The organism is Pseudodesulfovibrio nedwellii (assembly GCF_027923765.1).
Taxonomy (GTDB): domain Bacteria; phylum Desulfobacterota; class Desulfovibrionia; order Desulfovibrionales; family Desulfovibrionaceae; genus Pseudodesulfovibrio; species Pseudodesulfovibrio nedwellii.
In genome coordinates this window covers 824,866-838,685 of sequence record NZ_AP026709.1, presented here as the reverse complement: position 1 = coordinate 838,685, position 13,820 = coordinate 824,866, and the positions used below count along the sequence as shown (strand labels likewise).

Annotated in this window: 13 protein-coding genes; 11 read left to right on the top strand and 2 right to left on the bottom strand. The window is 46.5% G+C overall.

From position 1 onward, the window contains the following. Nucleotides 1-2: 2 nt before the first annotated feature. The 7 genes from lpxD (at nt 3) to SYK_RS04080 (ending at nt 8,861) form a co-directional block, all read left to right on the top strand. A complete protein-coding gene (lpxD, locus tag SYK_RS04110; protein ID WP_281762339.1) occupies nt 3-1,049 on the top strand; it encodes a UDP-3-O-(3-hydroxymyristoyl)glucosamine N-acyltransferase in 1,047 nt (348 codons plus the stop codon). Next, nucleotides 1,042-1,500, top strand: a complete 459-nt coding sequence (gene fabZ, locus SYK_RS04105) for a 3-hydroxyacyl-ACP dehydratase FabZ (RefSeq protein ID WP_281762338.1) — start codon at nt 1,042-1,044, stop codon at nt 1,498-1,500. The genes lpxD and fabZ overlap by 8 nt, the downstream gene beginning before the upstream one ends. A gap of 1 nt (nt 1,501) precedes the next feature. Further along, the gene (lpxA, locus tag SYK_RS04100; protein ID WP_281762337.1) at nt 1,502-2,311 is read left to right on the top strand and encodes an acyl-ACP--UDP-N-acetylglucosamine O-acyltransferase; all 810 of its coding nucleotides are present in this window, start codon (nt 1,502-1,504) and stop codon (nt 2,309-2,311) included. Between the two features lie 12 nt (nt 2,312-2,323). Further along, the gene (locus SYK_RS04095) at nt 2,324-3,163 is read left to right on the top strand and encodes an LpxI family protein (RefSeq protein WP_281762336.1); all 840 of its coding nucleotides are present in this window, start codon (nt 2,324-2,326) and stop codon (nt 3,161-3,163) included. A gap of 131 nt (nt 3,164-3,294) precedes the next feature. Then, nucleotides 3,295-4,212, top strand: coding sequence for a damage-control phosphatase ARMT1 family protein (locus SYK_RS04090; protein WP_281762335.1), 918 nt, complete (start codon nt 3,295-3,297; stop codon nt 4,210-4,212). Continuing rightward, a complete protein-coding gene (locus tag SYK_RS04085) occupies nt 4,196-7,363 on the top strand; it encodes an AsmA family protein (protein WP_281762334.1) in 3,168 nt (1,055 codons plus the stop codon). Before SYK_RS04090 ends, SYK_RS04085 begins: the two co-directional genes overlap by 17 nt. A 94-nt stretch (nt 7,364-7,457) precedes the next feature. Then, nucleotides 7,458-8,861 carry a YhjD/YihY/BrkB family envelope integrity protein gene (locus SYK_RS04080; RefSeq protein WP_281762333.1) on the top strand — a complete coding sequence of 468 codons (1,404 nt, stop codon included), beginning with the start codon at nt 7,458-7,460 and terminating at the stop codon, nt 8,859-8,861. A 5-nt stretch (nt 8,862-8,866) separates the two neighbouring features. Here the strand turns inward: SYK_RS04080 and tgt are convergent, their stop codons facing one another. Next, entirely contained in the window at nt 8,867-9,982 is a 1,116-nt protein-coding gene (tgt, locus tag SYK_RS04075) for a tRNA guanosine(34) transglycosylase Tgt (RefSeq protein WP_281762332.1), read from the bottom strand. Then, entirely contained in the window at nt 9,982-10,617 is a 636-nt protein-coding gene (gene nth, locus SYK_RS04070) for an endonuclease III (protein ID WP_281762331.1), read from the bottom strand. Before nth ends, tgt begins: the two co-directional genes overlap by 1 nt. A gap of 125 nt (nt 10,618-10,742) precedes the next feature. On the opposite strand from nth, the gene cutA reads away from it, so the two are divergent. The 4 genes from cutA to SYK_RS04050 all read left to right on the top strand — a co-directional run bounded on the left by cutA (nt 10,743) and on the right by SYK_RS04050 (nt 13,793). Continuing rightward, on the top strand, nt 10,743-11,063 hold the full coding sequence (cutA, locus tag SYK_RS04065) for a divalent-cation tolerance protein CutA (RefSeq protein ID WP_281762330.1): 321 nt from the start codon (nt 10,743-10,745) through the stop codon (nt 11,061-11,063). 94 nt (nt 11,064-11,157) lie between these two features. Next, nucleotides 11,158-12,093 (top strand): carbohydrate kinase family protein, encoded by a 936-nt coding sequence (locus SYK_RS04060; protein ID WP_281762329.1) that lies wholly within the window; start codon nt 11,158-11,160, stop codon nt 12,091-12,093. 30 nt (nt 12,094-12,123) lie between these two features. Continuing rightward, nucleotides 12,124-13,206 (top strand): phosphotransferase family protein, encoded by a 1,083-nt coding sequence (locus tag SYK_RS04055; protein WP_281762328.1) that lies wholly within the window; start codon nt 12,124-12,126, stop codon nt 13,204-13,206. Nucleotides 13,207-13,208: 2 nt separating this feature from the next. After that, nucleotides 13,209-13,793 carry an adenylyl-sulfate kinase gene (locus SYK_RS04050; protein WP_281762327.1) on the top strand — a complete coding sequence of 195 codons (585 nt, stop codon included), beginning with the start codon at nt 13,209-13,211 and terminating at the stop codon, nt 13,791-13,793. Nucleotides 13,794-13,820 lie beyond the last annotated feature (27 nt).

Below are 13,820 nucleotides of genomic sequence, written 5' to 3'. Positions count from 1 at the left end.
CCATGAGCATGAAATTGTCAGCCTTGGCCACGGAGCTTGGGCTTGAATATACTGGTGCTGACATTGATATTACTGGGGTGAATACCCTGGATAAGGCCGGAAATGGAGAGCTTTCATTTCTTGTTAATCCGAAATATCAGCACCTACTCGAAACAACGAAGGCCGGATGTGTTCTCACATCCGGCCCTTATGCCGACAAGGTCCAATGTGCCCTTATCAGCGATAATATCTATATGGATCTGGCAAAAGTTGTTAATCTCTTTGCCCGTCCTCAGGGATGTTTGAGTGGAATCAGTGAGTTGGCCTATGTTCATCCTGATGCTCTCGTTGATGATTCTGCAACCGTCTACCCGTTTGCCTTTATTGGTGAAGGAGCGGTTGTTGGACCAGGAACTGTGGTTTTTGCCGGTGCTTATGTGGGTGAAAAAACTCATGTAGGGGCACAGTGTATTTTGTACCCAAACTGTGTCGTTATGGGCGGTCTGCACCTTGGTGATAATATTATTTTGCAGCCGGGTGCTGTGATAGGTGGAGATGGCTACGGATATGCTCAGACTCCGGTTGGCCACATGAAAATTCCACAGATTGGTACTGTGGAGATTGAAAACGATGTTGAAGTCGGTTCCAATACGGCAATTGACCGTGCAGCTTTGGACACGACCCGTATTAAACGGGGAACCAAGATCGATAATCTTGTGCAGATTGGACATAATGTCGAGATTGGTGAGCATTGTCTTGTCATCGGTCAGGTCGGCATTGGTGGGAGCACTATTGTTGGCAACGGAGTTGTGTTGGCTGGACAGGTCGGTGTCGCTGACAATGCAAAGATTGGTGATGGTGTGATGGTCGGTGCACAGAGTGGTGTGGCCGGAAGCATTGAACCGGGAAGTAAAGTTGCCGGTACTCCAGCCATGAAGGCGGGGACTTTTCTTAAAGCAGCCAGTGTGTGCATGCCCAAACTGCCTGATTTGTTTAAGCGGGTGAAGAAACTGGAAAAGAAACTTGCGTCCTTTACAGAGCAGGCTGCAGGTGGAGATAGTAATGAGTAATGAACATATTTTGGATATTCAGAAAATAATGGAGATGCTTCCACATCGTTATCCATTTCTTCTTGTAGACAGAGTTCTTGAGCTTGAGCCGGGAGTCCGTCTTAAAGCTATCAAGAATGTCACCATGAACGAAGAGTATTTTCAAGGACACTTTCCGAATATGCCGGTCATGCCTGGTGTGTTGCAATTGGAAGCGCTTGCGCAGGCTGGTGGAATACTCGTCATAAATTCCATTGATGAACCGCTTGGAGATAAGGTCTTTCTTTTTACAGGGTTGAATAAAGTGAAATTCCGCAGACCCGTGGTGCCCGGTGATCAGTTGGAACTTTGCGTTCACTATGAACGACATAAGTTGAATATTTGGAAAATGCGCGGCGTAGCTAAAGTTGATGGACAAGTTACGTGTCAGGGCGAGTTCTCCGCAGCCATTGCGGACAAAGGGGTCATGTAAGATGTCGACCGATATTCATTCAACTGCCGTTATTGATCAGACTGCTGAAATCGGTGAAAACGTCCACATTGGGCCTTATGTCGTTATTGGGGCGGAAGCAAAAGTGGGCGATGGAACATTTTTAGAATCGCATACAGTTATTCAGGCTAATACTGAGCTTGGCAAGAATAACCACGTTCATCCCCATGCCGTGATTGGTGGAGAGCCGCAGCATAGCGCCTATAAAGGTGAAAAAACATATACTCGTATTGGTGATAACAACATCATTCGTGAGTGTGTCACAATTCATCGCGGTACTGTTCAAGGTTCCGAGGAAACAAAGATTGGTTCTAACTGCATGTTTATGGCTTATTCTCATATTGCTCACGATTGTTCTGTTGGTGACAACGCGATTCTTGCCAATGCTGTACAGTTGGCAGGGCATGTTGAGGTCGGGCGCAATGTCATAATCAGTGGCTTGTCGGCTGTGCAGCAGTTTATTCGTATTGGCGAGTATGCCTTTTTGGGCGGCGCCAGTGGGTATAAACTTGATGTTCCTCCATTTATGTTGGCTCATGGCGTTCGTGGAATGCTTTTTGGTCCAAATCTCATTGGCTTGCGCCGGAATGGATTCGACAGTGATGCTTGTAAAGGATTGAAACGGGCCTACAAGACTATTTTCCGTTCAGGTTTGAAGCGCGATGACGGGCTTGCCCTCGTTGAGGAAGAAATTACAGGTATTGCAGAAGTAGACCGTCTGGTTTCTTTCATTCGTGAAAGCAAAAATGGTGTGACACCTGATCATAAACAACGTAGCGGAAACGCTAACTAAGTCCCTTTTATTATGTCAGAATCCGTAAAGACCATCGGTCTCATCGCTGGGGGAATGCAGTTCCCTGTTCTCGTTGCTCAAGGCGTTAAAGCTAAAGGTCACAAACTCGTTGTGGCTGGATTTACTGGGCACACCAATATGGATGTTGTCCCTTTGGCCGATGTCTGGATGGAACTTAAGTTGGGTAAGTTGAACAAGCTTATCAATTACTTGAAGTCCAACGGTGTTGAGAATGTGATTATGGCAGGGACAATTGAAAAGCCAAAGGTCATGGATATCAGACATTTGGATATGCGTGCTGTGAAGTTGGTTCTTGGCAAAAAGAATCGTGGTGATTCTGCCTTGCTTAATCTTATTTCAGGTGAGTTCGATAAAGAGGGAATGCAGGTTGTACCTGCGCATAAATTCCTGCCGGAACTTTTGACTCCGGAAGGAGTTTTGACTCGTCGAGAACCTGACGAACAGGAATGGAACGACCTTCGATTTTCTTGGAAGATTGCCAAAGAGCTTGGACGTCTTGATGTTGGACAATGCCTTGTTGTTCGTGAGGGCGTTGTTGCTGCTGTTGAAGCTCTTGAAGGGACGGATACCGCTATTCGCCGTGGATGTGAGTTTGGCGGTAGTGGGTGTGTCGTTGTTAAAGTTTTTAAACCGGGTCAGCAGGAAGAGGTCGATCTTCCGAGTTTGGGAATGGATACGTTAAAAATTATGGCTGAAGGCAAGGCTACCTGTCTTGGTATTGAAGCCGGAAAAAGTCTTTTCTTTGATAGAGAAGCGGCCCTCGAATTTGCTGATAAAGCCGGCATATCTATTGTTGGGTTGCATTCTAATTTTCCTGCCGATTCTTCATAATTTCATATATAGTTTTTTTGACACGTCTTGCCAATGAGCGGGACGCTGTGCGATTGTTCTGTGAAGTTTTTGAAATTCTTTGGCGGCGTTAAATTTGTTGCCGTCATCATATATCGTAAATAGGTGTTCAGATGGATACTGCTCTGGATTGCATGCCGTGTTTTATGAAAATGGCTGTTCGGGAAGCCCGACTTGCCTGTCCTGATGATATTGTTTTGCAACAGGATATCGTCGTGGAGTGGGGAAAGACCCTCGCCAAGCTAGATTTGAACGATCCGCCGCCTGCTATAGCTCGTCATTTGGCTGAGTTGATACGCATTAAAACGGGATGTGGCGATCTTTATCGTGATGACAAGGATGAGGCTAACAGGTGTGTAGCCGCTCTTATGCCTGGCCTGGAGGCTCGGATCGCACAAGAGAGAGCGAATGACGATGGTGATGCCTTGGCCCTTGCTTTGGAATTTGCGATAATAGGTAACTATATAGACAGGGGAGTCGAGCTCGAGTTTGATTTGGAAGAAGAAATTTCCAATGTTGCAAGGACAATTTCACCTGAGGTTCTTAATAGTCTGAAGGGCGATATTTTCTCTGGGGCCAAGGTGCTTATTCTTGGTGATAATACCGGTGAAATTGTTTTGGATAAACTTTTGGTTAAAGAATTCAAGCGGATGGGATGTGATGTCACATTTGCAGTCCGTTCCTACCCGGTTATTAATGATGCAACTATGGAAGATGCTGTGACGGTCGGGATGACACGGCTTTGTCGAGTGGTTGAGAGTGGGGTGGATACGCCCGGAACCATCCTTGAGAGATGTACCCCTGAATTTTTGAAAATCATGGAACAGGCTGATGTGATTTTGTCCAAGGGCCTGGGTAATTTTGAAGCACTCGATGGACGTTGGCCTGGAATTTATTGTGCCTTTAAGGTCAAGTGTAAACGGATTGCAGAGAAGACCGGCTTGGATTTAGGCACAAGTGTGTTTTATAAGACAAAAGTAGATGAAACTGACGATAGGGACGGAGGTGTCCCTGATGCGAGTAGCGATTAAACGATTGCTTCTTCTCTTAGTGGAGTTATGTGTTGCCCTTCTTTTCGGGGCGACCGTCGCTTTGTTTTGGGCTTCATACTATATTGATACCGACGATTTTCGCACAACTTTTACCCAAAAGTTAAGTGTGATCCTTGATAGAAAGGTGGAGCTTGCCGGCGAGCTTGATATTGTCGTTTGGCCTGATTTAGCCTTAGAAGTTGAAGGGTTGACTGTTGAGGAGACCCCGGCTTTTGGAACGGGGCCTGCTGCCGAGTTCGATACTATTCGCATTATGGTTGAGGTTCTGCCGTTGCTTTCCAAGCAGCTCCAAATTGAGTCTGTAGTTGTTGAAGGTATGCAGGGCTCTGTGATTTATAGTGAAAATGGTCTGTTTAACTGGCAAACTCTCTTGGATAGTACCGTCAACCAAAAGGATGATGATTCCTCTACGTTGTTGGACGGTTGGAAGTTCTCTGTAGAAGCTGTCGAGATTGTTGACGCGGAAGTTCTTTACCGCGATATCCCCACCCAGAGTGAATACCGATTGAGTGGTATTGATTTGAGGACCGGCATGTTTCGGCCCGGAGAAGATGTCCCGTTTTCCGTGAGCAGTGATTTTTCATGGGCTGAACAAGGACTTTTTTCAGCATTGACGTTGAAGGGGGTTGTCCGAGTTTCTTCAGATGGTTCGGAGGTTACCCTTAAGGATTCTTCAGTGTACGGCACTGTTTCAGGTGATTTTCTACCAGAAGGAGCTGCTCCTGGTGAATTAACAGCGTATCTTGATGTGGACTGGAAGAATCGTTCTGTTGGGTTACGAGATTTACAGGTTCTTTTTTTGGGACTTCGAGCGGAAGGTAATCTTAAAAGTGGTAATCTGAGTAAGGGCTTTACGGCGGAAGGGCTTGTGACTGTGCATCCGTTCATCCCTTCCGAGTTGATTGCTCGGCATGCTCCGTCGTTACCACTCAGCAAGGTGAATGGTCTTACTAGCGGGGCTATGACGACCTTTGTCAAAGTGTCGGACAAAGGAGTGTCCTTTGAAAATTTGGCCTTTACACTTGATGATCTGATTGTGCGGGGCAATTTGAGCATCACAGGGTATTCAAAGCCGGTATTCGATTTTGTTTTACGCAGCAATACTATTGAACTTGATCGGTATCTTCCTCTATTTGTGACAGGAACTCCCTTTGTTTGGAATGATTTCCATTTGAATTTTTTTAAAAAATTTAGAGGAAAGGGTGCCATTCGAGCAGACGGACTCAAAGTCATGGGTGCACATATTTCTGATATACGTCTCAAAGTAGCTGCACAGAATTCAAAAATATCTTTTATTGCGGAATCTGCTCGGCACAAATTGACGTCACTTACGGGCTCTATGGACGTAACTCTCGGTAGCTCTTCACAGTCTGGCGTTCCTACTTTGGCTATCGAAACTTTGATTAATGCTCATTCTTCGAAAGACGGATTTACTCTGTTGCAACATTCCCCTCTTTTTGTAGGGGGGGCCGGGAGATGCACGATCTCAACATCGGTTGCCACAATGAAATGTCCTCCTGAAGAGCGATCCATTTCAATTTTACGTCATTTGAAAAGTTCTGTTGGATTTTCGTTGGGCAGAGGATTTTCTCGATACGAAGAGAAATCTGGGCAACCGCGGGAGCTGCATTATTCCAAAGCTGATGTAAACGTGAGTGTGACTCCTGCTCAAGGGATTTTAGAGACAGAGTGGAACAGTATCGTTGATGTTACTGCCAAAACTCGTGGTGGGAAAAATGTCGAAACTCTCTCTCTGATTGCGCAAGGTCCATTGTCCTTTGGGATTGATGATGGAGAGGTTAGGAGTTCCGGCATGGCTATGAATGGTCATGTGACGTCTTCGTTGTTACCTAAGCAAGCCAAAAGAGTGACAGCTAACGGAACTGTTGTCTTTGATTCTGAAAAAGGAACACTGGCTTTGTCGGAAGGCTTTATACGAGTTTTGGAAACCTCGATAACCGGTTCAGGTCAATTGACTGATTTGCACGGGAAATTCAAGGGTAGTGGGGGCGTCTCAATCTCTGGAGCTAATCCCAAGCGTGTGATCTATTTATTGACGGGTAAGGCTCTCAGAACAAAAGATACAACAGCTTTGACCAAGGCTGTCCTTAATACTCGATTTTCTATTGATAAAGAAGGTTTTGTGTTGAGTGAATTACGCGGTGAACTTGATGGCATGCCTATTAAGGGCCGTGTGGCTGGAGCTGGATTTAAAAATCCAGTACTTGCCTTTACTATGACAGCTGGGGATTTCGATTTGGATCGATATCTTCCACCCTCACGCAAACCGAATTCTCGTACAGGTAAAATACCAGAGGCTCAGCCGGTAAGGCTCCCTTTGGAATTTTTACGAGCTCTTCGTTTAAGCGGTAAAGTCGCCTTCGATTCATTCACTTTGGCCGACATACGTGCAACTCGTTTAACCGGGCGGTTGAGAGCCGATAACGGCGATATCCATGTTTCCAAAGTGCAGGGGCAGCTTCATGGAGGTTCCTTGACGGGTGATTGGACAGGACAGGTAAGCGAAATATCATTGAGTACGGATCTTGTTCTTGATGTGGAGAATATGCAGGTTGGTCCGCTTTTGAAAGATATGACCAAACGAGATTATATCCGCGGTAAAACTGATGTAGACATAGATCTCAAGAGTCGGGGCACGACTGATGATGACATTCTGGCCAATCTTCAAGGAACCACCAATGTACGCGTATCCAATGGTTCATTTAAATTTACTGGCTATAATTCCAAACCTGAGCAAATTTCAGCGAAAAGATCGACTGATACTGTGGGTAAAGAGACTCAGCAGAAACCTCTTCCGCGAACACCGTTTCAAAAAGCCGTCACCGATTTTTCTGTCAAAAAAGGTGTGTTTACTGCTGATAAATTCCGTGTTGAAGCTCCTCCTGTCCTTCAGTCCTATGGAGAAGGTTCTTTTAGTTTGCCGGATAATTCTATAGATCTCGCAATCCGTAATGATTTTGTGGTGGTTCCGAGTGTTACCATTAAATTGGTAGGTAAGCTGACTGATCCACAGGTTGAAATTCCTACGGGCAAGATCGTCCACGATACCGTGTACAATATTTTGAGCATACCAAAGACGTCTTTTGAGTTTTTACGTGATCTTTTCTAATGCGATTCGTTGCCTTGCCTGTTGAGCGAAAAATAAGGTATGTTACTCGATAGATAGGCAGGTAGTGAAACAGGTGGATACGAGTGGAGTCCTCATGAGTGCAGCCAAGTTGGAACGAACATCCCGAAATGTGAAACGGCTTTTCCTTGAAGGTATCTGGGTAAGAAATACACCGGAAACTCCGGGCTATATTCGTCTTTGGCGCGGGGCAAGCCGTCTGCTTTATTTGGTTGGGTTCGGTTTTATCAAGGACCAGACTGTTATTCGTGCAGCAGCTCTGACATTTACAACCATTCTGTCAATTGTTCCATTTCTTGCCGTTGCTTTTTCCATTTCCAAAGGGTTTGGACTGCAAAATACCGACTTTATTAGAACTCTCATTCTTAAGCTTACCACAGGCCGTGTTGAGGTCGCAGACAAAATTATTGAATATATTGACCGAACCAATGTTCAAGCGTTGGGGTGGGTTGGTGTGGCCACATTGCTTTTTACGGTATTCTCCCTCATTGGGACCACGGAAAAGGCCTTTAATACCATCTGGAATGTAACCAAGGGCCGTTCTCCTTGGCGAAAAATAGCCGATTTTTTCCCGGTTATTTTAATTTGTCCTCTTGTGTTGATTGTCGCTTCGAGTTTCAACGTCAGTCTTCAACAGCAACAGATGATGACCGATCTTTTGAGTGTTGAGGCGGTCGGATTTCTTGAGACAATTTTTCTTAAGGTGGCTCCATACATACTTATTTCATTGGCATTTATGTTTATGTATGCCTTTATTCCCTATACGCGTGTGAATATGGTTGCCGCTCTTATCGGTGGGGTTGTCGGTGGTGTGTTGTGGCAGATGGCGCAATGGCTGTATATCAATTGGCAAATCGGCGCGGCCAAGTATAATGCTATTTATGGCAGTTTTGCTCAATTGCCCCTTTTGCTTATTTGGATTTATATAAGTTGGCTTATTGTTTTGCTTGGGTCTGAGGTGAGCTACAGTTGGCAAAATCTTAATTCTTTCGTGAAGCAGCGATTTTTTGGCGAAGCCACGCCGTATGAACGTCAAAAAATAGCGGTTTTGATGATGATCGTGCTTGCCAAGAGATTTTATGCGGGCAAGCCTCTGCCGTCCGTAGAAGAGATATCGGATGGACTTATGGCTCCGGCGACATTGGTTTCTGACCTGTTCAATCTGTTGCAAAAGGCAGGGTATACGGTGTTGGCTGACGTAAAGGGGTGTGAGTTATATGCTCCGGCCAGATCGTTGGATGAAATTCGTGTGTTGGATATCATCCGTGTGGTGAACATGGATGGTGAACACAGGGTTTTTGAGGAGTTTGACCAGAAGTTCGGTTTTCTGGACAGGTTACTTGGGACTTTGGCCGACGATACCCGTCAGAGTGAGGCAAATCTCACTCTGCTTGATTGCGCGGAGCAGTATTCCTCGTCCATTCTGGGCATTGCGCCTGAGGATGAACATATGGGAACCTGCTCTCACACATCGTTCTGATCCTTTTATTTTGCGTAGGCGGTTTCGTAGTGCGCCTTGAGTTCATTGAATGTTCCGTTTTCAATGGCTGCCCTGATTTGTTTCATGAGATCCAGATAGAAGTAGAGATTGTGGTAGGTGTTTAACCTGTACGACAAAAGCTCTTTGGCCTGATACAGATGCCGTAGGTATGCCTTGGTGAAGTTGCGGCAGGTGTAGCAGTTGCAATTAGGATCAAGCGGTGAATCGTCTTCGGTAAATTCTGCACGTTTGATGTTGATCTTACCCATGGAAGTGAACAGGGTCCCGTTGCGTGCGTTACGTGAAGGCAGGACGCAATCGAACATGTCGACTCCGGCGGATACGCCTTCCAGAATATCCAGAGGAGTACCAACCCCCATAAGGTAGCGGGGTTTTTTTTCCGGCATTTTCGGGGCAATGTGGTGCAGAATATCGTACATCTCTTCGGTGGATTCACCAACAGACAGACCACCGATGGCAAAGCCTTCAAAGTCGATTTTTCGCAATTGATAAAGGCTTTTTTCTCGTAGATCTTTGTGAAAACCGCCTTGAACAATACCAAACATAAGTTGTTCACCGCTTCCCTTGGGATAGTGATCGCGACACCGTTGCGCCCAGCGTGTGGTCATTTCGAGAGATTTTTCAGTGTACTTACGGTCATTACCGTAGCCCACACATTCATCAAGGACCATCATGATATCTGAACCGAGATTTTTCTGGATATCGATGGCTTTTTCCGGCGAGAAAAAATGTTTGGAACCATTCAGATACGATCTGAATTCCACGCCTTCCTCAGAAAGTTTACGAATGCCTTGCAGACTGAAGACCTGAAAGCCACCACTGTCTGTCAGGATCGGGCGTTTCCAGTTGGAAAACTTGTGCAGACCGCCGCGCCGAGCGACCAGTTCGTCACCGGGGCGAAGATAGAGATGGTATGTGTTGCCGAGTATGATTTGAGCATCCATTTCCTCTAGGTCAAGTGGGGTCAAACTCTTGACCGTGCCCTGAGTGCCTACGGGCATGAAAATAGGTGTCTGGATGTCGCCGTGTGCCGTGCTCAAAGTCGCACGTCGTGCCTTGCCGTCGGTATTGTGGACTGTAAATTTACCGGGTTTGGTCATTATTTGACTCCCTTTTTGGGGCAGATGTCGTTGAGTTCGCATATATCGCATTTGGGCTTCCGTGCCGGACAGACCTCGCGACCATAAAAAACAAGATAATGGTTGATATCGCCCCATTGTTCACGTGGATACAGTGGCATGAGGTCTTTTTCAATGGGAATGGGGTCTGTTTTGGTGGTAAGTCCCATACGGAAAGCGAGCCGTTTGACATGGGTGTCTACGGCAATGCCTTCATTAACGCCGAATGCATTAGAGAGAACTATGCTGGCGGTTTTTCGAGCAACGCCACCAAGTGTGATCAGTTCCGCCATGGTTTGCGGAACTGTGCCGTCGTATTCTGTCATGACACGCAGGGCTGCCGCTTTGATGTTTTTAGCCTTGTTGCGAAAAAAACCGGTGGAGCGAACTACTTCCTCAATGTCTGTCACTTCGGCATTGGCTGCATCTTCGATTTCGGGCCATCGTTCAAAAAAAACAGGAGTAACTTTGTTTACCCGTTCGTCAGTACATTGGGCGGAGAGAGCCGTCGCCACGAGCAATTCCCATGGGGTAGCCCAGGTCAGAGCCGGTTTCGGTGAAGGGTACCGCTTGGCCAGTCGTGCGTATATTTCTGATGCGCGTTCTTTCTTTTTCATGATGTCTCCGTGATGGACGGTGTTAGCACCTGCTTTTCCATCGCTCAAGTCCCAATTGTTCGCTATACTTTGCGCCCGTCTTTAAAGCATGTATCATTGGTGAGACTTTCTACAAGGGAGATTCTATGGATGAAACACTTATTTATATGACATGTGAAACGATGATCGAAGCGGAAAATATCGGAACAGTTCTTCTGGAACGTCGATTGGTCGCGTGTGTGAATATCCTTGGCGGCATGAAATCCATGTATTGGTGGAAAGGCAAGGTAGAGAAGGCAGAGGAAGTAGTGCTTCTTGCCAAGACTCGTGACAGTTTAGTTCATGAGTTGACGGAAGCTGTTAAGGCTATGCACAGTTATGAGGTGCCGTGTGTCGTGGCATTCCCCATCACCGGTGGCAATCTGGATTTTTTACAATGGATCAACGGAGAAACCATGGTATCATGAATATACTTTTTTAATATTGGCAGACCGTTGACAGTAATGGGACCAAGAACGTACCTTCCCGGTGAAAAATCCAGCCACCTTTTGAGGAGTTACAATGAATATTTATGTTACCGGTTCTCTTGCTTTCGACCGCATCATGTCATTCCCTGATAAATTCTCCAATCATATCCTTCCTGACAAAATTCATATTTTAAATGTGTGCTTTCTTGTGGACGGTCTGACCGAGAGGTTTGGCGGCACCGCCGGTAATATTGCCTATAGCCTTGCATTGCTTGACGAAAAATCTGTTATTCTCAGCCAGGTTGGTAAGGATTTCGCAGCCTATGACGACCGTTTACATCAATTCGGTTTTTCTGTGGAAGGGATTCGTACTCTTGATCAGGAGTTCACAGCCGGAGCCTACATCACTACCGATCAGTCTGATAACCAGATCACAGGTTTCAACCCCGGAGCTATGAAATACCCCTGCCAATATGATATGTCCAAGATCAATGGCGATGATGCGCTGGGTATTATTTCTCCCGGCAATCTGGGGGATATGATAGATCATCCCAAATATTACCGAGAGAACAAAATTCCTTTCATTTTCGATCCGGGTCAGCAGATTCCGGCTTTTACCAGTGAGCAGCTTAAAGAGGCCTTTTTGGACGCTGAAATTCTCATCACCAATGATTATGAATTGGAGATGATCATGAATACCACGGGAATGTCCAAAGATGATATTCTGGATTCTGTAGCCTATCTCATCACGACGTTGGGCGAAAAAGGCTCTGCTGTGAACTGCAAAGGCGAAGAAACGCTCGTGGACGTTGTTCCCGCTGAAGCCGTGGTTGATCCCACTGGTGCAGGCGATGCATTTCGCTCAGGGCTGCTCAAGGGATTGTCCCTGGGTAAGACTGTGGTGGATGCCTGCAAGCTGGGAGCGACCTGTGCGACCTATGCTGTGGAAAAGAATGGGACGCAGGAACACTTCTTTACTATGGATGAGTTTACTGCTCGATATGAGGCCGTTTTTGGTCCTATGGAATAAGTTATAAAAGGTCCCGCCGGGGAGGGCGTCATGATCGAATTGAAGATCAAATCCATTGAGGCATATTTGAAGCGTGCTTTCGGAGATGACGCCCGACTTGTCGGGGCCGGTTCTATTGGCAATCTAGATGAACAGGGCATGAAAGGGTTTGGCTACGGCAAGCCCTTACTGCTTCAATTCGAGGTCGGTGGCGAGATGCGAGAGGCTGTTTTGTCCGTGATGAAAGGGGACAAATATGGTCATCAGTTCTATTGGGACCGGGGAGCAATCCTCATGTTTCAGTATGAGACTTCAGCACGCATGGAACGTCATGTTCATCCGCTTGGGCTTGGGTATGTCGATGGTTCGGATTCCCTGATTCCGGTGGATGAGCCCAAAGAATTTTTTATTCTCAATGAGAAATTGGAAGGGCATGATTACTTCCTTGATCTCGACAGAATCAAGTCTGGTGATTTTTGTGAATCAGATGTTGAGACTGCACGAGAGTTTGCCCGGTGGCTTGCCCGGGCGCACAGCGTTAAGCTCGACGATTCCCATTTGTATTATCGGCGTATTCGCAACCTGATTGGTTCAAGTGAATGCATTCTCGGGCTGATTGATGAAGCGTTTCCGCATCCGTATGCGCCGTTTGACGATAATGAATTCATGGCTTTGGAAAAACGTCTCATTGATTGGCGATGGAAACTCAAAGGCTACGCCCATAGATTGAGTGTTGTTCATGGCGATTTTCATCCCTGGAATGTGCTTGTCACTGATAATGGAGAATTTTCAGTCCTTGATCGCAGTCGTGGTGAATGGGGAGAGCCTGCAGGAGATTTGGCGACCATGGCTATTAATTATCTGTTGTGGAGTCTTTACGGTCATGATCGGATGAGTGGACCTTTTGAGAAGTTGTATCGGGCGTATGTCGAGGAATATATAGCCCGTACAGGCGATACGGAAATATTTGACGTCATGGCACCGTTTTGTGTTTTTCGTGGGTTGGTCATCGCGTCACCGGAATGGTATCCTGATCATCCCGAGTCTGTTCGTCGAAGGCTTTTCAATTTTGTGGGCAATGTGCTTGAGGACGATGTTTTTGATTGGGAGAATATTAATAAATATTTGGAGTAGACATGTCCGAAAGCGTATCGGGGTGGGCGCTCTGGATTGTCGGGTTGCCTGGAAGCGGAAAGTCCACGTTGGCGAAAGGTGTGCTTACATCCATGGAAGCCCGAGGACTTGAGGTCGCTTTGCTTCAGATGGATGAGCGGCGTAAATCATATTTCCCGCATCCTCATTATACGTCTGAAGAGCGCGAAAAGGCATACGTTCTTTTTGTCAATGAAGTGGCGGAACTTGCGCGACAGGGCAAGAATGTATTGATGGATGGCTCTGCGTACAAACAGTCCATGCGTCAGTATGCGCGGCAAAAACTCCCTCGGTTTGCAGAAATATTCGTTCAGTGTGATCTCTCTGAGGCCATTCGTCGGGAGTCTGATCGATCAGAAGGGCTTGTTATGGCCGGGTTGTACGCAAAGGCTTTGCAACGCAAGAAGACCGGTGAACAATTTGAGGGGCTGGGTGAGGTCCTCGGCGTGGATGTTGAGTTCGAGATGGACCCGGAGGCGGAACTCGTCATCGACAACACGCGATTGACCGCAAAGGAAACTTTGGGAAAAGCCTTGCACTTTCTGGACACGTGGCTCGCCAATGTTTAATTGGCTTGCACGGGGCGTAGTGATTTA

Excerpts from the sequence above, each read along its gene's own strand:
- lpxD (WP_281762339.1), top strand. The coding sequence starts at position 3 with ATGAGCATGAAATTGTCAGCCTTGGCCACGGAGCTTGGGCTTGAATAT.
- fabZ (WP_281762338.1), top strand. The coding sequence starts at position 1,042 with ATGAGTAATGAACATATTTTGGATATTCAGAAAATAATGGAGATGCTT.
- lpxA (WP_281762337.1), top strand. The coding sequence starts at position 1,502 with ATGTCGACCGATATTCATTCAACTGCCGTTATTGATCAGACTGCTGAA.
- SYK_RS04095 (WP_281762336.1), top strand. The coding sequence starts at position 2,324 with ATGTCAGAATCCGTAAAGACCATCGGTCTCATCGCTGGGGGAATGCAG.
- SYK_RS04090 (WP_281762335.1), top strand. The coding sequence starts at position 3,295 with ATGGATACTGCTCTGGATTGCATGCCGTGTTTTATGAAAATGGCTGTT.
- SYK_RS04085 (WP_281762334.1), top strand. The coding sequence starts at position 4,196 with ATGCGAGTAGCGATTAAACGATTGCTTCTTCTCTTAGTGGAGTTATGT.
- SYK_RS04080 (WP_281762333.1), top strand. The coding sequence starts at position 7,458 with ATGAGTGCAGCCAAGTTGGAACGAACATCCCGAAATGTGAAACGGCTT.
- tgt (WP_281762332.1), bottom strand. The coding sequence starts at position 9,982 with ATGACCAAACCCGGTAAATTTACAGTCCACAATACCGACGGCAAGGCA.
- nth (WP_281762331.1), bottom strand. The coding sequence starts at position 10,617 with ATGAAAAAGAAAGAACGCGCATCAGAAATATACGCACGACTGGCCAAG.
- cutA (WP_281762330.1), top strand. The coding sequence starts at position 10,743 with ATGGATGAAACACTTATTTATATGACATGTGAAACGATGATCGAAGCG.
- SYK_RS04060 (WP_281762329.1), top strand. The coding sequence starts at position 11,158 with ATGAATATTTATGTTACCGGTTCTCTTGCTTTCGACCGCATCATGTCA.
- SYK_RS04055 (WP_281762328.1), top strand. The coding sequence starts at position 12,124 with ATGATCGAATTGAAGATCAAATCCATTGAGGCATATTTGAAGCGTGCT.
- SYK_RS04050 (WP_281762327.1), top strand. The coding sequence starts at position 13,209 with ATGTCCGAAAGCGTATCGGGGTGGGCGCTCTGGATTGTCGGGTTGCCT.